Genomic DNA, 20,954 nt, shown 5'->3' with positions numbered 1-20,954 from the left:
TTAAAATAAACTAACTAAGCTCCTGCACATTCACTCTTTATTATATCATCCTATTTAATGCATAATTTAAAACTAATGGACACCCGGAAAATTAAGATAGACCTGGTACACAATTGGATTAGCATATGTAGGCACAAATCCTTTTGGTGTTGTACCAGAAGTTGGTCCCATTGAAACGATACCTCCGAAAATATAACCAACCATACTTTGTAATGTACTGTCCGCATTTATTTTATTTACATCCAATATCATAGGGTTTCCTGCCAACGCAAATTGTTGCACAGGAATAAAGATCGCATTGGCACCAATAAACCCGGGAAGTAAAGGCGAATTGGGTGGTATTTGAATAAATTCCAGGGAGTTATTTATTCCTCCGCCAGTAACAATTGTAGAAGCAATATTTGAGAAAGGCATTGGTACGCCATGGTCTCCAACAACAAGCTTACCTGAACTTTTATCAAACATTTTGTAAGTAATACCGCCAAAAAAAGAAGTTGCGGAAACAGAAAATGAGCTATCAGAAAAAGTAGCAGTGGCACAAGAATATTGGTTAACATTCTGCTGCATAGAATCTACCATAATTGAAGGGTTGCCAGTTGACAGACCATTTATAAAAACTGCATTTCGAAAAGCTTCATCTTTTTTTGTAAAAACACCACCGTATAAAATAACACCCTGGTCATTGCCCGGGGGACCAGGCACAACATTCATATCTCTCCGGTGCAGGTTAACTGTGTCTATAAGCGAAGCTGTATCACTTATAACCCATGTGCTTTGTTGCTGCTGTAAAGTAAATTTGCGTATAGCATTAGTATAGGCTCCTGTAGTGCCTGAATTATAAGTAGTGCTATAATTTTGCCCGCCTATTAAATAAAAAAATCCATTGTTATAAACAAGCGCGCCGCCGGTTACTTGTACAAAAGGGTCTTGTATTTGTTTTGTAATTACACTACTGAGTGATGCGTTTCCCCCATTTTGAACGTAGCTCACCAGTGCACTCAGATCAATTTCCAGAAAAATATTTGAGGTGTAGTTGAAGTTGGGTGCTGCAGGGTTACTCTTTGTAAAACCACCACACAGATATAGAAGATTACCAACCTGGCAATATGCAGAATTGGTGGCAGATAATATAGCACTCAAAGAAGAGGGAACGGCGATGCTCCAGCTTTGCTGATGATTTATATCAATAACCCAAATTGAATCATTAGCAACTTTTGATCTAAATGGTGGAGGGTCATTGTCAGTACCATGAAACCCCTTCTTTTCTCCTCCAATAAAAATCCATAAACCATTATACTGGCCAAATACAAAAGACTGCAAAGCTGGAATCCTGCAATTAAGTATAGACGGTTCAAGGCTATAGTAAAAAGTAGCAGGCAAGTATTGGCTTGTGTCTGTAGCTTTCTTAACAGACATCATCTTAATATCCATTTTCTTCTTTACGCTTTCTTTTTTTTGAGATGATGGATTATTACAACTGCAAAAACACGCAGAGAGGAATAAAATAATTACGATTGAAAAAAGTGATTTATTCATAATGAGTAGTTTGCTTTTTTAATTGCTGTGATTGTTTAATCCACATTTGCAACAATTGTCTTTGCGTAGCAGACATGTCTCTTGTAATTGGCATAAACAACGGTTGATTCCAATTACTTTCATCAGTAAGCATAAGAATTTTCTTTTGAATAAAAGGATCGCTCCATGTTTGCTCGTTAATTGGCAACACGATATCCATGATGGGATAAACTGTTTTATATAATTGTAAAACATTCGTAAAAACAACTTCCCATGTGATAGGCTCTTGTCCGCTTAGATATGGCGCTAATTGCGGCTCTTCAGATAAAACCCTGCAAACAATAAGGGAAGTATTCATTGCCAAATATGCAAAAGCCGGTAGGGAGAAGGCTGTTGGAAATTTTTCATTGGAATTAGTAGGAAACAGATAAGTAATGCAACCTTCCTGGTCTACCGGAAAAGTATATTGAAGCCCGTCAAAAACCTGAATGTTTGTATTGGTAACGTTCATAGTTGAAAGATTAACACCCTGGACCGTCGTTGAAGCCGGAGTAAGGTTGCTTACGGGAACGCCTCGTGAAAAAACTCTTAGAGTACATGGAATTCTGGGTAAACCATCGGACATATATAAACCAGGAGGTGTTTGATTCTGCTCTGCGTAAATGCCTTGCTGATCAGTAATTATATACAGATCATCTTCCGTTAAAAAATTTATATTATTTAAACTGAGGTAAAAATATCCGGTGCTATAATCCCCCGATGGAAGAGAAATATCCACCATTCCTGCAGTGTTAATAAATTGCTGCATGTTGTAATTGTCTGCATAAGTTATACTTCCAATATTTGACGGGCTTCCACCTGCATCAGGTTGAAACATAAGATTGAAAGTTCCATAATTATAATTTATAAAATCCTGGTAAGGTGGAATATCACCATTGCCTGAATACGGTGGCATAGTTCCCGGATTCGCTCCATATTCATGCAACATATTGGAAAGATCAAGCGAAATAAGATTGAGGGAGGCATTAACAATAAAAGGAACAGGTGCAAGATTAACTGCTGAAGGAATTCCAAGTGGACCGTTGGCGCCTTGCGGTATTGGATTATCTATGCCATTGCTGTTAATTGCAACAGTTGCAGATGGTGCATTTTTTAATATCCTGGAAATTGATGTTGTTTTCATATCTCCATTACTCCATGGAGTTATGGAACCTGTAATCGAAACTTTTGCCGGGTTTTTTGGTATTTGCACTTTATTACCGCTAACTGTCGTAACATCTGCAATTGGCATATTGCTGTAATCAGGGTCGCGAACCTCATGTACTTCATGAATAAGTATCTTTATAAAGATGCCATTTACAGCTCCGTTTCCATATTTGGAAAATAATTGCGTTAAGTTGTTACTACTGTCATCTTCTATCGTTGTATAAAAACTGGCAGAGCCACCCATGGGAACGATATTCGCATAATTTAATACGCGAAAAAGATTCATGAAATGGACGGTAGACTTCACAGGGTGCCCTTTAAAAAAGGTTATGTTGCTACCATTTATTGATTTATACAAACCGGCTTGTCCGTAAAAAATTTGTGTACATAATTGTCCTTCAGAATCTACATCACAAAGGAATGCTGTAGTACGCGAACCCTTTGTAAAATAATCTGAATTGAAAGATAACTCTGCGCCTATCAGAATAGAAAGATCTTCGGGACACAGATCTATATTATCGGCTGAATATGTTACAGGTACATTATTGTTATTAGTGTCCGGCACAGTTATGCCTGTAACAACAACATTATCTAATGCCATGCTTATATCGCCATAATAATTCCAGTAACCGGGATTCATTCCATAGTTGCCAACAGCCTGGTAAAACTGCTCATAACCTGAATCTGTAGAGAATGTTCCTAACGGGGTAGTGCACCATTGCTGAAAGTTATCTCCTGTAACGCCTAATGGGTAAATATAATCCTGGGTTCCATTACTGCCTGGAACAGGCTGAGGGTTTGAGCCAGTCGGCGCTGTTATTTTTGTAGGATCAAAAGTGATCCAGGGCGGTACAAATACACCTGATTCACTCTGGTTAAAAAGTATAACATTGGGGATGTACCCATTATTTGCAGTCGGAGTATCTAGAAAGGCTTGCCCATGAAAATTTATCCTGGGAAAATCAAACTGGCTCATGTGTTATAGGTTTAAGTGGTGATTATTATTAAGTAAAATTTTTAAATAAAACTTCAACCGCTGAATAATGATCATAAAGTACAAGAGTGCGACGCAACCGCAGTTGAATAAAGAACTGAAGCCGGGTACAAAATATCTCTCACAAAAACATTACTACATTTGATTTTTCAATGGATAAGAAATGGGTAATAATGTCAGTAAATTTTTACAGGGGAATCGTAATGACAAATTCTGTAAAACTTCCTTCTTTTGTATTTACTGTCAATTGTCCATTATGTTCTTTTACAATTTCGTAACTGATGGAAAGACCAAGCCCTGTTCCTTTGCCGGTAGGTTTAGTAGTAAAGAATGGCTGAAATATTTTATTTAATATTTTTTGTGGTATCCCAGGGCCATTATCCTGAATAGAAATTTGAAAAGTATCTGTATTTTTTGTTGTGCTAATTGTTACAATAGGGAAATATTCATTAAGTGCTACTAATTGCTTTTCATTAACTGCATAAAATGCATTATTTAAGAGGTTGAGCAATACTCTTCCTATATCCTGCCGGTTAATATTTACATTACCAATACCGGCATCATAATTTTTGACAATTTTAGCATTGAAGTTTTTATCCTTTGCTCTCAAACCGTGAAAAGAAAGGCCAACATATTCATCACACATCATGTTTAATTCCACCATTTCTTTTTGACTGGAATTTGCACGTGTGTGCTGCAACATGCCTTTTACAATTGAATCTACTCTTATGCCATGAGACAATATTTTTTCTGAATTACACTTGATATCTCCTGAGATTTCTTTTGCTGCTGCTATATTCTCTGAATTAAGTTCTTCCTGCAATTCCATTATAAGATCTGTATTCAATTCGGAAAAATTCTTAATGAAATTGAGTGGATTTTGAATCTCATGTGCTACGCCCGCCGTTACTTCTCCTAACGATGCAAGCTTTTCCTGTTGTATTAATTGTTGCTGGGAGTCTTTTAGCTCTTTTGTTCTTTCTTCTACTTTTTGTTCAAGTTCACGGTTGGCTTTATCCTGTAATTCCCCATATAGTTTTAATTGCTCAATTATTTTTTGCTGGCTTTCGTCATTTTGTCTTTTCAAAACATTGATCCTGTTTCCCAAAGCAAAAGAAAATAACACAATTTGAATAGCAGAACCAATTGGTATTGAGAAATTAAATAGAAAACCCTGGTCCATTTTAAAAATAGCTAATGATAAATAAACAAAAATGCTTATCATGAATATGCCATTAGCCAATAGAAAAATACCTGATGATGGATACCTTTGTTTGTAGCTCCTTATGGCTGCTATTAAGGTTATCGCAGATGTCAGCATACCTAATAATCCGGAAATATTTGTTGCAACAAAAGAATAACCAAATAAGGCAGGTATTAGTACAAGCACCAATGCCACCATTATGAAGCTGAATATTTTATCTGTTACAGGCGAATATGTTTTTGTTTGAAGAAAACTTCTTGTAAATAACAGGATGGCTATGCCAAACAGAGAAGAGCTTACCAAATCAAAATTTGTTATCCACGAAGGAAATTCTGAAACACTCCGAAATATCTGAACAGTGTAACCTGTATTTTCCCAAATCGCAAACAGGGAGAAAAAAATAAGGTACAGGTAATAGAGGTAACTTTTTTCTTTTATAGAGTAAAAGACAAATAAGTTGTACAGCAACATTACCACGTAAATACCAGAAAAAAAATAGATGATACTAATAACTCCTTCCTGGTAATCTAAAATTGATGATTTGGAATACACAGCGCATGAAAGATCATCAGGCCTTTGCATATAATCATAGCCTGTTGTAAGCTTTACATAAATTTCTCTTGACTGAGCATTGTTTATCCTTATATCAATAAGATTTCTATTTGCCAGTTTAAAATCCTTTTTATCAAAAGGAATAGTATGCCCGGTTATTTTTTTTAAAACCCCGGAAGCACTGTCGACGATGTACATTTCAACAGATTTCCATTTGTCATACTCAATAAGCCATTCGTTATTGTTATTCGAATTATTTTGTAACTCAAACTTTACCCAATAACAATTGACATTATCTTCAACGGCGGCTTGCTCAAGATTCCCCTGATGAAAATATTTTGAAAAGCCGGGAACGCTTACCTGTTCAAAATTCAGTGAGCAAGAAGTATCAGCGTAAAAAAGGCCATTTGTAACTACAGTTATTTTATCCGTGCCTGTAATAGAAGTTATACTGGTTTGTGCTTTCGAAAAAAAGAACAAGCAACTAAACAAACAAGAAATAGCAAACTTACAAGCCATTTTGCCTAAAGTTTGAAAAGGGGGGAAAATACAGTCGCATTACCTAAAGTAATAATATTTATCTGGATATAAAAATTATTTGTTGGAACATTGATTATGCCATAGCAATTAAGAATGATGTCTTTATTGACCAGGCTTTAAAACCAGGGTCGGCTTTTCTTGCGTCGCACACTTGTACTCATGAATGTAAATGAAGAGTGAACAGTGAATAATGAACAATCATAAATCTCTTTGCCTGTTGCCTCTTTGCCTGTTGCCTCTTTGCCTGTTGCCTCATTTCCTTGTCGCTTCTTTTTTCCGAGCGTACAAGTGTGCGACGCAACAGGCGATGCTATGTAAACTGCAGCCGGTAACAAAAGAATACTCTTCATAAAACACAACCATAAAATATCGCCTGTAAATATTATCTTCAAAATCTATTTATTTAAACATGAGAACAATTACCATACTAACCGCAACCTTGCTTTTTGCAATTTCATCTGTTTCTTTTGCGCAAGGCAACGCAGCAACATGGCTTCGCTATCCATCCATTTCGCCAGATGGGAAAACAATTGTATTCGAATACAAAGGCGATCTCTATAAAGTGTCGTCAACCGGTGGAGCTGCACTGCCATTAACTTTGCACGAAGCCCACGATTTTATGCCGGTGTGGAGTCACGATGGAAAATGGATTGCATTTGCAAGTGATCGTTATGGCAACTTTGATATTTTTCTGATGCCCACAACCGGTGGCGAGCCAAAACGTTTGACTTATTATTCCGTTGGCGAAGTACCTTATGATTTTAGTCCAGATGACAAATATGTAATCTTCGGTGCTGCAAGAATGGACGCTGCAGATAACAGGCAGTTTCCTTCAGGTTACATGCAGGAGTTGTATAAAGTTTCTGTAAATGGCGGTCGTGTAGAGCAAATACTTACAACGCCTGCGGAAAATGTAAGGTTTAGCAAGAATGGCAACACCATGATCTATGAAGATAGAAAAGGACAGGAAAATCCATTACGCAAACATCATACATCATCTGTTGCAAGAGATATATGGATCTATGACGCAGTAACAGGTAAGCACACAAAGATAACCACATTTGCAGGTGAAGACAGGAACCCTGTTTTTACGGGTGATGAAAAATCAATGTATTATTTAACTGAAGCCAGTGGCAGCTTCAATATTTACACTATGCAGTTGAATGATCCTTCATCTGCAAAAGCCGTTACAAATTTTAAAACGAATCCTGTTCGTTTCCTAAGTATTGCAAATGATGGCACGTTGTGCTTTAGTCAGAACGGAGACATCTATACAAAAGGCAGCGGCGAAGCTCAAAAATTAAACATCACGATTGCAACAGATGATAAATACAACAATGAAAAAATTTTGCAGGTAAGTGGTAATGTAAAAGAGTTAGCAGTTTCACCAAATGGAAAGGAAGTAGCGTTTATTTTTCGTGGAGAAGTATTTACAACATCTGTTGAAGGCAGCACAACTAAAAGAATTACCAACACTCCCGAACAGGAAACCAGTGTAAGTTTTTCGCCTGATGGTAAATCTTTGTTGTATGCCAGCGAACGCGATAATAGCTGGAAAATTTATCAGACAGAAATGCAGCGCAAGGATGAATTATATTTCTATGCTTCCACACTTCTAAAAGAAACACCCATCATTGTAAACGATAAAGAAAATTATGAACCTGCATATTCCCCGGATGGAAAAGAAATTGCATTCATCGAGAACAGGAACACATTGAAGATATACAACATCGCAAGTAAACAGGTGCGCACACTGCTTACTCCAAAAGAGTTGGTGAGTATGGGCGATAACGATCAATACTTTCAATGGAGCCCTGATAGTAAATGGCTGCTTGTTCAATATTCACCCGAAGGAACTTCTTACAGTGAAGTAGGTTTAATAGCTGCTGATGGAAAAGGCAAGATTACCAATCTTACACAAAGTGGTTTTAGTGATGTATCTCCCAAATGGGCAATGGGTGGTAAAATGATGCTATGGTTCAGCGATCGCGAAGGCTTGAAAAGCCGTGCCAACAGTGGTGGTTCGCAGTATGACGTATATGCCATGTTCTTTACACAGGATGCGTTTGATAAGTTTAAACTTAGTAAAGATGAAGCGGCATTATTAAAAGATAAAGAAGACGAAGCAGCAAAAGCTGACACTACAAAAAAGAAAGTAGAAAAAAGAGATACTGTTCTTATTGATTGGGATGGACTGCAATTACGCAAAGTAAAACTTACCATTGCTTCTGCAGATATTGCCGATGCGCTTGTTTCAAAAGATGGAACAAGCTTATATTATCTCGCAAAGTTTGAAGATGGTTATAATCTCTGGACAACAGATCTTAAAACAAAAGAAACAAAAATCCTGTCATCGCTAAATGCAGATTACGGATCTATACAATGGGATAAAGAGCAGAAAAATATTTTCGTGAATGCAAATGGCAGCATTAGCAAAATTGATCCTTCGAGCGGCAAAGCAGATGGCGTAAAAATAAAAAGTGAAATGACGCTTGATGTTGCCAAAGAACGTGCCTTTATGTTTGAGCATGTATGGCGCAGAACAAAAGAAACATTTTATACTTCGGGTTATCATGGTGCAGATTGGGATTGGCTCGGTAACAACTACAGGAAATTTCTTCCCTCCATCGGCGATAATTATGATTTTGCAGAACTGATGAGCGAGATGCTTGGCGAATTAAATGTATCACATTGCGGTGCATCTTATTTCAAAAATGATCCTAACGGGGATGCAACAGCAGCGCTTGGTGCATTCTATGATAATGCCTACAAAGGCGATGGTGTAAAGATCGTAGAAGTTATAAAAGATGGTCCGCTTGATAAAGCCGGTCTCAGCATAAAACCCGGAATGATCATTGAACAGATAGATGGAGAAACAATTACCGCAGATAAAGACCTCGCACAATTCCTAAATCGCAAAGCAGGAAAAAATGTATTGATCTCTGTTACCAATCCTGCAGATAAAAGCAAAAAAGAATATACCATCAAACCAATTTCTCTTGGAGAGCAAAATACACTGCTCTACAAACGTTGGGTAAAACGCAACGAAGATGAAGTTGCGAAACTCAGCAATGGCACGCTTGGTTATGTGCATATTCCCGGCATGAACGATTATGCATACCGCAATATGTTCGGAGATGTGCTTGGAAAATTTGCAGATAAAAAAGCGCTGGTTGTTGACACACGCAACAATGGTGGTGGTGATCTTGTAAGCGATCTCGCCATGTTCCTCAGCGGCAAAACATATCTTGTAAATACAAGCGATAGCCGCGTTTGGTATTACGAACCAAGTTTCCGCTGGACCAAGCCAAGCATTGCGCTTGCCAATGAAAGCAACTACAGCGATGGTCATTGCTTTGCGTTCAGTTACGAAGATCTCAAGCTCGGAAAGCTGGTGGGCATGCCGGTTCCGGGCACATGCACTTTTGCAGCCTGGGAAACGTTGCAGGACGAAAGTATGCGTTGGGGTGTACCGCCAATGGGTGTAAAAAGTGTAACCACCGGCGGCTATTTAGAAAATCACCAGACCGTACCAGACATACAACTCATGAACGAATACGATAAAGTAAGCAAAGGACAAGACCAGCAACTCGAGGCCGCAGTTAATGAATTAATGAAAGAGATAAAGTAAAATTTTTATGTACTAAGCTTTAGTATTTCATGGCATCGGTTCTTGCGTCGCACACTTGTACTTTTAGTTTTCTAAGTAGCAATTGAAAATTTTACTATTGTTTAAAACTTCAGTGTTGCCACAGCGTTATCTGAAAGGAAAGCTGTGGATTTGAAATAATGATTCATGAATCACAGAGTTCCCTGCGGGTAACCCTGTGAGAACAAAAAAATTATTAGATTAGCCTATGGTACAGCATACATCATACACGGTTATTTTCTGGACTGCTATACTAGGCGCTATCGCTGCAGGAATTGTTATTCCTTTCGTCAAGTATGCAATACCACGATACTTTAACAAACTCCTTATAAAAGTTACGCTAGAACAAAGAAAGGAAAATACATATAGCGTATACAATCTAAGATTGTTTAATAAGACTTTTTCGACTTTAAAAAATGTGTATGCTTATGTGACAATTGATAATGATGCTTCGGACATAGTTAAACAAGAAAATTTTAGAATAAGCTTTTTTTGTTCGGATTCTGCTGTTGACTTTGGGATGTTATCATGGTCTAAAAATGTGAATAATCAAATTGCGCCGAATATAGACATTAATCAAGGTGAAGCTCCTGATATAAATTTTGTCCGCTATCATGTAAACAACCCAGACGATGCGATTGAAGTTTCTTCCGAACAAGGATTCTTTGATGAAAAATTAAAAAATTCTTCAAGAATTGTTTTGAAAGCTGGCAACCGAGATTTTATTTTTAATGTTTTAATAACTGCAGACAATATTTGTCCTAAGAAATTATCATTTCGATTTAATCATAATTCGAGAAACATAACTGCATTTTAAATACTTCGGTTGGCTTAAGAATATAAGAGAAATGTTAGTAAGGAATGAGAGCTATGATTTTTGTTAACTCCGCCATGGTGCGTGTTCTCACGCACCATTATATAAATTAACTTTTATCACCATCAAAACATAATCAATGTCAAACCTCACCTACATATCACCTTCTTTCATTGTTGCAAGTTTAAAAACTTCAGTTTCATTTTATATAGAAAAACTTGGTTTTGAAATCAGGTATATTGGCCAGATGGAGACCTTCTTTCTTCGTAATGTCTCCGCAGGGACATTGCGCCTCGCTTCTATTCCTAATTAAATTATGAGATAGTTGACAAAAAATAATCAGTAACATTGGTTACAATCTTGTGAATATCCGCTTTATAAAAACCAGCACCATTCATGCAACCGCATTCAACAATAAAATAGTCATCACCGCACAAACATATGTCCATTACAAAAACATTATGAGGAGTATATTCCTGACATCTTTCCTCAGCAAAATATAAAACGTCATCAGGGCACCCTTGTTCTTTTCTCAACTTAAAATATTCTCTATATTTTGACGCTGCAATAACTTTTTTATTGACGATCCAAAGTCTCCATTCATAATGAATATTATAAGGCTCTGATACGATAATCTTGCTTTCAAGAGAAAGATTTGTGTTTCCAACTATTTTAAGCTTTTTATACCATTCCCCTATCTCATCAAATCTTTTGACCTCACCTGCAAACGATTTGCTATCATCATTTGGGCGAATAAACAATAATTTATCCGGGTTATACTTGTTATCATCAATTAATTCTTTAAAGGTTATAACAGAGGCATCATAATTAAGCATGTGACAACCCCATTTTTCAATGTAGTTCTCAATAGAAAAAGTAACTTCATCAAAGAAAAGTCCGCAACGAAGGTTATCATCTTTTAATGCTAAAGCGTTAAAAGTAGTTGACCCATATATTATTGAATGGCGACTTCTATTAAATCTCGGGAGTTCATTAGTAAAAGGAATTATATCAAGTTCAATAAACGGAATACCGATTTCCAGACAAGAATCCTTTAACTCCTTAAAATCAGATTGACTTGTCAGGTTACGTTGCACAACCCATTGAATATTTTTATACTTTTCGTTCATTAAACAAATTTAGTCTTCTAAAAACTTAAATATCAAATGCAAACAAACCTCCCAGTTAGTCTAAGAATATAAACGGGGTGATGGCGCAGGAATGAGGCGGCGGAGTTGTGCGTTAGCTTCCTGTGCCTTTGTTGCAATTATGAATCACTTCTTGCTATACATGCTTTACTCTACCTGTTTATGTATTACCTTTTGCAGATAATAGTATATGTTTTTGTAGAACTGGCATGATTAGTTATCGTAAGGTAATCTTCACCGCCGGTATTACTTAGAATACCAGTATCTCTGCCACCAATATTGTAACTAATAAAAACAGTATCATTTTTTTGCTGCCATGTAAACGAATCGTCATCGCCTGGTATTCCTGAAATTACAGACAACGAGCCTTGCTGAAAGAGGTAACATGTATCTGATCCGGCATAGTAATATCTTCCTGTTGCGCCTGTATTAAATTCATATTTGTTATCACTGAGGCAAGGGGTGGTAATTGCATTATAATTAAGTACATAGCTTTCACCCTTGTCGGTTATGTTTTGTGAAGACCAATCACCTGTAGCTTTAACATAATCGGGTGTTGCGGGACCGGTATTATTATCTTTTGAGCAGGCTATGATAAGTAAAAATGATAAACAAAAACAAGAAGAAAATCTGATAGACATATAAAGTATTTATGGTTGAAAAAATAAAATCAAATATATAGGAATTTTTAGGAAAGTTTTCCCTAAACTAGCACATGTTTCTGACCTGTGCTTAGCATTTACTTATTTTAAAAATTGATGTAATGTCAAACCTCACCTACATATCACCATCTTTCATTGTTGAAAGTCTAAAAACTTCGGTTGCATTCTATGTAGATAAACTTGGTTTTAAAATAAGGTATATGGGTCCTGATGGCGATCCCTTTTGGGCTATTGTTGGTCGGGATAATATTTCTATTTTTCTTAAGGAAATTGCTCCGGAAATAAAACCCATTCCAAATCATACACGCCACGAATGGGCGCGCTGGGATGCATATATTTCCGCAGCAGATCCGGATGCATTGTTCGAAGAATATAGCTCACGTGATATAACTTTTCATCAACCTCTTCGTAATGACGAGGATGGCTTGCGTGGATTTGAAGTTGCAGACGCAGATGGCTATACTTTATTTTTTGGAAGACCCAATATTTAGATCATAAAAAATTCTCTTATGAATAAAATATTAGTTTCAGCTCTGCTGTGCTTTTCGATGAATTTCAGTTTGCATTGTTTAGCACAACAAAAAATTATCAGCGCAGATTTATCAGATAAATCAAAGTTGCAAACTGTTAACAGGACTGCTACATTGTCAAAAGACGCACAAGGCAAACCAATTATTCATTTAGATGCTAAACCCGGGGACGGTGTTATTTGGATAAAAGGTTTACATTTTACAAAAGGTACAATTGAATTTGATGTAAAAGGTAAAGATCTTTTACAACAAAGCTTTGTGGGTATTGCATTTCACGGCGTTAACGACAGCACCTTTGAAGGAGTTTACTTTCGTCCGTTTAATTTTCAGGCAGCAGACCCTGTAAGAAAAAAACATGCTGTTCAATATATCTCTCTCCCAAAATATGACTGGTCTTACTTACGGGAAACTTATCCCGACAAATATGAGCATGCTCTTTTATCTGTAGTTGATCCTAACAGTTGGTTTCATGTAAAGGTCATTGTGGAGAATAATAGCATTACTGCATTTGTAAATGCAGACACAGAGCCATGTCTTTCTGTTCAGCCATTAACACATGCGCCAGAAGGGAAAATAGGTTTTTGGGTGGGTAATAATTCTGACGGCGATTTCTCTAACCTGGTTATAAAAAATATGCCCTGAAATTTTCGAGCATATGAAGGCCTAACTTTGAGAAAAAAGAAATATCATAAATGCTAATTGCACCAATTTTATGAGTACAGGAAAAGTAATTCTTACATCAAATAAAAAAGGAACAAAGACTGCAAACAGTGAATACACTTTTCACATTTCATCTTATGATACAGATGGAAAAGTTTGCCTGTATGAAGCATTATTTAAAAATCATCAGCAAAATAAAAGTGTGCATTATCATAAACTGATAACAGAAACATTTACAGTGCTGGAAGGTGAGTTTTATTTTTACTTAGATAAGGATGAATACGTTTTAGGCAAAGGTGATTCACTGGTAATTCCTCCTTATACTATTCATGGCTTTCGTTCAAAAGCACCTAACAGCCGCGTCATGATAGCATTTTCTGATAGCAGGAACAGAGATGATTTTTTTATTGAACTCGCACAAATTGTAAATGGTGAAATGATCTTAAATGCTGAAGAGACAGAAGCATTTTATAATAAGTATGACCAGTATAATGTTCCGCTATAAACATCTGCTATTTGTACAATAAAAATTCATCAGCACAAGGGTGCGACGCAACAGGCGATGCCATAAAAGATCAAGTGCCGGACTCAAAAAAATATTACTCCACACTCTTTTTATTTCCGGCAACAGCAATATAATAAAGCGGTATACCAATTAATGTAATGATCAATCCCGGCCAGGTAAATTGCGGTTTATAAATAATAAGTAACACGCAAAACGTAATACCCATAACAATATATAATGCGGGTAAGAAAGGATATCCAAATGCTTTATAAGGCCTTTCGATGTTTGGCATTTTTTTGCGTAAAATGAAGATGCCAAGAATAGTAAGCACATAAAATATTACGGCAACAAATGAGATCATATCGAGCAGGTCGCCATACTTACCACTTAAACAAAGAATAGATGCCACAATGAACTGTGCCCACAAAGACCACTGTGGTACTGCATTTGCGTTGAGTGTACCTGCATTTTTAAAGAACAGTTTATCTTTTGCCATGGTGTAATACACACGTGCACCGGCAAGTATCAAACCATTGTTGCAACCGAATGTAGAGATCATGATCATAACTGCAATTACATAAGTGCCGATGTTTCCAAAGATTACGTTCGCCGCAGAAACGGCCACACGGTCTTTTGCTGCATGTGCAATTTCATTCATGGGCAGTACCGAAACATACATGAGATTGGTAGATACATAAATAACCGTAACGATGAGTGTTCCAAGGAATAAACTGAGGCCAATGTTTCGTGCAGGATTTTTTATTTCGCCTGCAATGAATGTAACGTTGTTCCATGCATCGCTGCTGAATACTGAGCCTACCATACCTGCCGCAATGCCGCCAAACAATGCAGCACCTGTAATGCCGGTAATATTAAATCCTTCTGCAGGATTGCAGACATTGATCAATGATTCTTTTGTTGCAGTCCACGCATGTGCCCAGTTGGCATTCCAGACTTCTGGCTTAAATGCAATAAAGCCTGCAAGGATCAACCCAAATAATGAAAGCAGCTTTGTACCGGTAAAAATATTCTGGATCCATTTACCACTCTTTACACCTTTTGTATTCGTATAAGTAAGCAATGCGATAATACCTATGGATACAAATTGCGCAGCGCTGATGGTAAAGTAAGATTGTTGCCCGCAGGCATCAATACTTGTAGGAATTCTGATGAGTTTATTGTCTTCGCTTAGTGCAGGAATTAAATAGGCGGCAAATTTTGAGAACGCCACACCAACAGCAGCAATGGTTCCTGTTTGTATCACGGCGAAAAAACTCCAGCCATATAAGAACGCAATGAGCGGATTGTATGCTTCTTTTAAATAAACATATTGACCGCCTGCTTTGGGAAACATGCCACTGAGTTCTCCGTAACTTAACGCAGCGGTCAACGTCATAAAACCTGTTATTGCCCACACCACTATTAACCAGCCGGCACTACCTACATTTCTTGTTATGTCTGCACTTACAATAAAAATACCCGAGCCGATCATACTACCTGCAACGATCATTGTTGCATCCATTAAGCCTAATGCCGGTTTAAAACTGGAGGCGTGTTCTGACATGTGATTTATTTAAAAGGTCAATTACTTGATAAACAAAATCCCGTTGCATAATACAACGGGATTTGAAGATATAAAATATGTTTGAACTTATTTGGTCTTTGATGCTTTGTATTGCTCGTTTAGACCGATTATGATACTGTCGGTAATGTTCCTGATGGTATCCTTATAATAAATATCATCATCTTTACTTGATGCAAATACATATGCATAGCCTTTATTGGCGCAGTATGCTTTGAGAAAATCCTGGATCTTCATTTTTACCCCTTGCAGTTTTTCCAGCATCTCTGCCTGCATTTCAGAATTGATGTTTGCTTCGGTGGTTTGATAATCGTTCTGAAGTTTCATCAGTTGTTGTTCATAATCGCTCTGCTGACTTTGAGAAAGCGTGGGGCCCTTATCCTGATATTCTTTCAGTTTATTTTGATACCTGTTTCTAATAGCATTCAATTGCTGACCATAATCCGAATCTTTTTTGGTAAGATAATCCTTCACCTCTTTGTAGTATTCGTAGTTTGTTTGCAAAGAGTCCAGTTCAAAATAAGCGATCTTGAATGTGTTTGCAGCAGCAGCCTGCGCATGTTGCCTGTCATGAATGTCACTTCTTGTATAATCAAAATACATGTAGTACAACACTCCAACAGCAATAACAAGAACCAGATTTAAACCGAGTAAAAACTTATTCATGCAGGCGATTTTTTTAAAGCGTGTAAGATAGAAGGATTTTAAAAAACAGAATTGTTAAAAAGAAATTAACAGATAATATTCACAGTTTACATTTTATGAACCAGGCTTTTGAATAAATATTTAGCTTCTGTTGCGTCGCACTCTTGTACTGCATTGGAGGTGGTCAAAAGTGAAAAGGCAAAAGTGAAGTAGCGCAAAAAAATTTGACCTTTGATCTTTCACTTTTCACCTGCACATCTTTGTACCGAACGTACAAGTGAGTGACACAACCGGTGATGACTCAAGCTCCACAGCCCATAACATAACTACTATAAAATAAAAACAGGAAGCATTGCTGCTTCCTGTAAGTTATAAAAACGGAGCGTTAATTATTCTTCATCATCAAAGTTCAATACTTCACGTGCAGTTGCCAGTAATTCGTATTCTTCCTTGTTACCAACAATAGTGTTCTCGAACTCTTTCTGGCCTGTACCTGCAGGTATCAGGTGACCGGTGATAACATTCTCTTTCAATCCGAGCATATCATCTGTCTTACCCTGTATAGCCGCAGAACTCAACACTTTTGTTGTTTCCTGGAAGGATGCTGCAGAGATCCAGCTTGGTACGCCCAGTGATGCTTTGGTGATACCAAGCAATACCGGTGTAGCAGTAGCAGGTTCTGCGTCGCGTACTTCAACAAGCTTTTTATCTGAACGGCGAAGGATAGAGTTTTCTTCCCTGAATTCACGAACAGAAACGATTTGTCCAGCCCTGAATTTTGAACTTTCACCCGGATCAGTTACAACTTTCTTATCAAAGATGCGGTCATTCTCTTCATTGAATTCGTAACGGTCTTCGAGATCTTCTTCAAGGAAGCGTGTATCACCAGCATCAACAATTTCAACCTTCTTCATCATCTGGCGAACGATCACTTCAATGTGTTTATCATTGATACGCACACCTTGTAAACGGTATACTTCCTGAATTTCATTTACCACATATTCCTGAACTGCAAATGGTCCTTTGATCGTTAAGATATCAGCAGGAGCAATTTGTCCGTCAGACAATGGAGCTCCAGCTTTTACGAAGTCACCATCCTGCACAAGAATCTGGCGAGTTAATGGTACAAGATATTTTTTAACCACACCATCTTTTGCTTCTACTACTATTTCGCGGTTACCACGTTTAACGTTACCAAAAGTTACCACGCCGTCGATCTCGCAAACAACAGCAGGATTGCTTGGGTTACGAGCTTCGAACAACTCAGTTACACGAGGAAGACCCCCTGTGATATCCCCGCTCTTACGCATTGTTCTTGGAATCTTCGCAATTACCTGTCCGGCTTTTACTGATTCATTTTCTTCAATGATCAAACGAGTACCAACAGGTAAGTTGTAAACTTTATTTTCCTTACCTTCTACAATAAGGCCTGGTATTTTAGTTTTATCTTTTGTTTCAATAACCACTTTATCACGGTGACCTGTTTGCTCATCAGCTTCTTCACGATAGGTGATTCCTTCCAACACATTTTCAAATTTAACTTCACCCGCAATTTCAGAGATGATTACATTATTGAATGGATCCCATGTACAGATCACATCACCTTTCTTTACATGCTGACCATCTTTTACGGTAAGCGTAGAACCATAAGGAATATTATTAGTGATAAGAAGACGATCATTTTTCAGATCCATGATCCTTACTTCACCAGTACGACCAATTACAGTCTGCACTTTTTCTTTCTCTATATTTTCTGTAGTAACTGTACGCAGGCCATCAAACTGGATAGTACCATCGAATCTTGCAGTTAATGAAGATTCTACTGATGCTGATCCCGCAACACCACCCACGTGGAAGGTACGTAATGTAAGCTGTGTACCCGGCTCACCAATTGACTGCGCAGCAATGATGCCTACAGCATCACCTCGCTGAGCAATTGTACCTGTAGCCAGGTTCTTACCATAACACCTTACACAAACACCACGCTTAGATTCGCAGGTAAGTACAGAACGTATCTCAACAGTTTCAATACCTACTTCTTCAATATAATTAGCTACATCTGCAGATATTTCAAGACCCGCTTCAATGATCAGTTCATCTGTTACAGGGTGATAAACATTGTGCAATGATGTACGTCCTTCAATCCTATCTGATAGTGGTTCGATTACATCTTCATTATCCTTTAAGGCACTTGTTGCAATACCACGAAGTGTACCACAATCTTCTTCACCAATTACCACATCCTGAGATACGTCAACAAGACGACGGGTTAAGTAACCGGCATCTGCTGTTTTCAAGGCAGTATCGGCAAGACCTTTACGGGCACCATGCGTAGAGATAAAGTAATCCAATACGTTCAGGCCTCCTTTAAAGTTGGAAAGGATCGGGTTTTCAATGATCTCGGATCCTGTAGAGCCGGATTTTCTTGGTTTTGCCATCAATCCCCTGATACCAGCTAACTGTTTAACCTGTTGTTTAGAACCACGGGCACCTGAATCAAGCATCATGTAAACAGAGTTGAAACCTTGTTTATCTGTTGCCATTTCACGGATCAATGTTTCAGTGATCCTTGTATCAACACGGCTCCATATATCAATTACCTGGTTATAACGTTCGTTATTGGTAATAAGGCCCATGTTATAATTTTCCCACACTTCATCCACTTCAACTTTAGCCTGGTCTAATAATTCATTCCTGATCTCAGGTATAATAAGGTCATTAACGTTAAATGATAACCCACCCCTGAACGCCATGCGGAAACCTAATGTCTTAATATCATCCAGGAATTTTGCAGCTGTAGGTACATTGGTTATTTTAATGATATCACCAATGATTTCACGTAAGCTTTTCTTAGTTAATAAAGCGTTGATGAAACCAACTTTTTCAGGTACATGCTGGTTAAATAGTACGCGGCCTACAGTGGTATCAATAATTTTTTTAGAAATATTTCCGGTTGCAGCATCACGAACATTTACTTTAACCTTAATGCCCGCGTGTAGATCTGCTCGTCCTTCATTGTAAGCGATCATCACTTCTTCCATGCTGTAAAAGGTCATATTCTCACCTTTTACTCTCTCAGTTTCAGTAGATTTTTTGCCTTTGGAAATATAATACAGACCCAATACCATGTCCTGTGAAGGAAGTGTGATTGGCGTACCATTCTGTGGGTTCAAAATGTTGTGTGCAGAGAGCATCAATAACTGGGCTTCCAATACGGCAGCATTGCTTAATGGAACGTGTACCGCCATCTGGTCACCATCAAAGTCAGCATTGAACGCTGTAGTTACCAACGGGTGTAATTGTATCGCTTTACCTTCTACCAGTTTTGGCTGGAATGCCTGGATAGACAGACGGTGAAGTGTTGGAGCTCGGTTAAGCATAACCGGGTGACCCTTCAATATATTTTCAAGGATATCCCAAACCACAGCATCTTTTCTGTCAACTAATTTCTTGGCAGACTTTACTGTTTTTACGATACCTCTTTCAATCAATTTGCGAATGATAAATGGCTTAAACAATTCAGCAGCCATATCTTTTGGTAATCCGCACTCATGCATCTTGAGTTCAGGACCTACGACGATTACAGAACGGCCAGAATAGTCAACACGTTTACCCAATAAGTTCTGACGGAAACGTCCTTGTTTACCTTTCAGTACATCTGATAAGGATTTCAACGCACGTCCACCTTCAGCTTTAACTGCATTTGATTTACGGCTGTTATCAAACAAACTGTCAATGGCTTCCTGCAACATACGTTTTTCGTTACGCAGGATCACTTCAGGCGCTTTGATCTCTAACAACCTTTTCAAACGGTTATTACGGATAATAACACGGCGATAAAGATCATTAAGGTCAGAGGAAGCAAAACGACCACCATCCAATGGCACCAACGGGCGCAATTCAGGTGGAATTACAGGAATATATTGCATTACCATCCATTCAGGACGATTGGTAATTCTTGTACTTGCATCACGGAAAGCTTCTACCACACTCAAACGTTTTAAAGCATCTGCCTTACGCTGTTGTGAAGTTTCTGTAGCTGCCGCATTACGCAATGAAAAGCTTAATTCATCAAGATCAAGTCTGCCCAACAGATCATGCACTGCTTCAGCACCCATTTTAGCGATGAATTTCTGCGGGTCTTCATCTGGCAGATACTGATTATCTTTTGGCAAACCATCTATAATATCAAGGTATTCTTCTTCAGAAAGAAGATCACCCATTTTAAGACCTTTATCTTCACGGATACCAGCCTGTATTACCGCAAATCTTTCATAATACACAATGGTCTCTAATTTCTTAGAGCTCATACCCAAAAGGTAACCAATCTTATTTGGCAAACTTTTGAAATACCAGATATGCACCACCGGAACCACCAGTTTAATGTGACCCATACGTTCCCTGCGCACTTTCTTTTCAGTAACTTCCACACCACACCTGTCACAAACAATACCCTTATATCGGATACGCTTGTATTTACCGCAGGCACATTCGTAATCCTTTACTGGTCCGAAGATCCTTTCGCAGAACAATCCATCACGTTCAGGTTTGTAGGTCCTGTAATTGATGGTTTCAGGCTTTAAAACTTCGCCAAAACTGCGTTCCAGAATGCTGTCGGGAGATGCAAGACCAATGGTAATCTGCGAGAAATTTGATCTTGGACGGTTGTCTTTTTTAATGGCCATATTAAAAATTGCAATTTTTTAAATGTTATGCTGAATTATGTTTCCGGCTTTCTTATAAAAATT

At 37.9% G+C, this 20,954-nt stretch carries 15 protein-coding genes; 6 read left to right on the top strand and 9 right to left on the bottom strand.

What is annotated here, in order from left to right:
* Positions 1 to 72 precede the first annotated feature (72 nt).
* The 4 genes from FRZ67_RS16985 to FRZ67_RS16970 form a co-directional block, all read right to left on the bottom strand.
* Complete coding sequence (locus FRZ67_RS16985) at positions 73 to 1,536, bottom strand: hypothetical protein (protein WP_147191445.1); 1,464 nt, start codon at positions 1,534 to 1,536, stop codon at positions 73 to 75.
* Entirely contained in the window at positions 1,529 to 3,697 is a 2,169-nt protein-coding gene (locus FRZ67_RS16980) for a hypothetical protein (RefSeq protein ID WP_147191443.1), read from the bottom strand. The genes FRZ67_RS16985 and FRZ67_RS16980 overlap by 8 nt, the downstream gene beginning before the upstream one ends.
* A gap of 205 nt (positions 3,698 to 3,902) precedes the next feature.
* Positions 3,903 to 5,990 (bottom strand): sensor histidine kinase, encoded by a 2,088-nt coding sequence (locus FRZ67_RS16975; RefSeq protein WP_147191441.1) that lies wholly within the window; start codon positions 5,988 to 5,990, stop codon positions 3,903 to 3,905.
* 137 nt (positions 5,991 to 6,127) lie between these two features.
* The gene (locus FRZ67_RS16970; protein ID WP_147191439.1) at positions 6,128 to 6,403 is read right to left on the bottom strand and encodes a hypothetical protein; all 276 of its coding nucleotides are present in this window, start codon (positions 6,401 to 6,403) and stop codon (positions 6,128 to 6,130) included.
* Between the two features lie 17 nt (positions 6,404 to 6,420).
* Here FRZ67_RS16970 and FRZ67_RS16965 point away from each other — a divergent pair, with 17 nt between their 5' ends.
* The 3 genes from FRZ67_RS16965 (at position 6,421) to FRZ67_RS23450 (ending at position 10,787) form a co-directional block, all read left to right on the top strand.
* Positions 6,421 to 9,642: a S41 family peptidase gene (locus tag FRZ67_RS16965; RefSeq protein WP_147191437.1), complete on the top strand. Its 3,222-nt coding sequence runs from the start codon at positions 6,421 to 6,423 to the stop codon at positions 9,640 to 9,642.
* A 226-nt stretch (positions 9,643 to 9,868) separates the two neighbouring features.
* Positions 9,869 to 10,477, top strand: a complete 609-nt coding sequence (locus tag FRZ67_RS16960; RefSeq protein WP_147191435.1) for a hypothetical protein — start codon at positions 9,869 to 9,871, stop codon at positions 10,475 to 10,477.
* 136 nt (positions 10,478 to 10,613) lie between these two features.
* On the top strand, positions 10,614 to 10,787 hold the full coding sequence (locus tag FRZ67_RS23450; protein WP_158638392.1) for a VOC family protein: 174 nt from the start codon (positions 10,614 to 10,616) through the stop codon (positions 10,785 to 10,787).
* Position 10,788: 1 nt separating this feature from the next.
* Here the strand turns inward: FRZ67_RS23450 and FRZ67_RS16955 are convergent, their stop codons facing one another.
* Positions 10,789 to 11,604, bottom strand: a complete 816-nt coding sequence (locus FRZ67_RS16955) for an ATP-grasp domain-containing protein (RefSeq protein ID WP_147191433.1) — start codon at positions 11,602 to 11,604, stop codon at positions 10,789 to 10,791.
* Between the two features lie 185 nt (positions 11,605 to 11,789).
* Entirely contained in the window at positions 11,790 to 12,263 is a 474-nt protein-coding gene (locus FRZ67_RS16950; RefSeq protein ID WP_147191431.1) for a hypothetical protein, read from the bottom strand.
* Between the two features lie 122 nt (positions 12,264 to 12,385).
* Between FRZ67_RS16950 and FRZ67_RS16945 the strand changes: the two genes are divergently transcribed.
* The 3 genes from FRZ67_RS16945 to FRZ67_RS16935 all read left to right on the top strand — a co-directional run bounded on the left by FRZ67_RS16945 (position 12,386) and on the right by FRZ67_RS16935 (position 13,979).
* On the top strand, positions 12,386 to 12,775 hold the full coding sequence (locus FRZ67_RS16945) for a VOC family protein (RefSeq protein ID WP_147191428.1): 390 nt from the start codon (positions 12,386 to 12,388) through the stop codon (positions 12,773 to 12,775).
* Between the two features lie 18 nt (positions 12,776 to 12,793).
* On the top strand, positions 12,794 to 13,456 hold the full coding sequence (locus FRZ67_RS16940) for a hypothetical protein (RefSeq protein ID WP_147191426.1): 663 nt from the start codon (positions 12,794 to 12,796) through the stop codon (positions 13,454 to 13,456).
* Positions 13,457 to 13,526: 70 nt separating this feature from the next.
* Entirely contained in the window at positions 13,527 to 13,979 is a 453-nt protein-coding gene (locus FRZ67_RS16935) for a cupin domain-containing protein (protein ID WP_147191424.1), read from the top strand.
* 94 nt (positions 13,980 to 14,073) lie between these two features.
* On the opposite strand, the gene FRZ67_RS16930 is transcribed toward FRZ67_RS16935, so the two are convergent.
* The 3 genes from FRZ67_RS16930 to rpoC all read right to left on the bottom strand — a co-directional run bounded on the left by FRZ67_RS16930 (position 14,074) and on the right by rpoC (position 20,891).
* Positions 14,074 to 15,543: an APC family permease gene (locus FRZ67_RS16930; protein WP_147191422.1), complete on the bottom strand. Its 1,470-nt coding sequence runs from the start codon at positions 15,541 to 15,543 to the stop codon at positions 14,074 to 14,076.
* 87 nt (positions 15,544 to 15,630) lie between these two features.
* Positions 15,631 to 16,227, bottom strand: a complete 597-nt coding sequence (locus FRZ67_RS16925) for an OmpH/Skp family outer membrane protein (protein ID WP_147191420.1) — start codon at positions 16,225 to 16,227, stop codon at positions 15,631 to 15,633.
* 368 nt (positions 16,228 to 16,595) lie between these two features.
* Entirely contained in the window at positions 16,596 to 20,891 is a 4,296-nt protein-coding gene (gene rpoC / locus FRZ67_RS16920) for a DNA-directed RNA polymerase subunit beta' (protein ID WP_147191417.1), read from the bottom strand.
* Between the last annotated feature and the right edge of the window lie 63 nt (positions 20,892 to 20,954).

Origin of the sequence: Panacibacter ginsenosidivorans (assembly GCF_007971225.1) — a bacterium.
In the GTDB taxonomy this organism is placed as follows: Bacteria; Bacteroidota; Bacteroidia; order Chitinophagales; family Chitinophagaceae; genus Panacibacter; species Panacibacter ginsenosidivorans.
The sequence above is the reverse complement of the archived record's forward strand: the minus strand, read 5'-3'. Positions and strand labels throughout refer to the sequence as shown.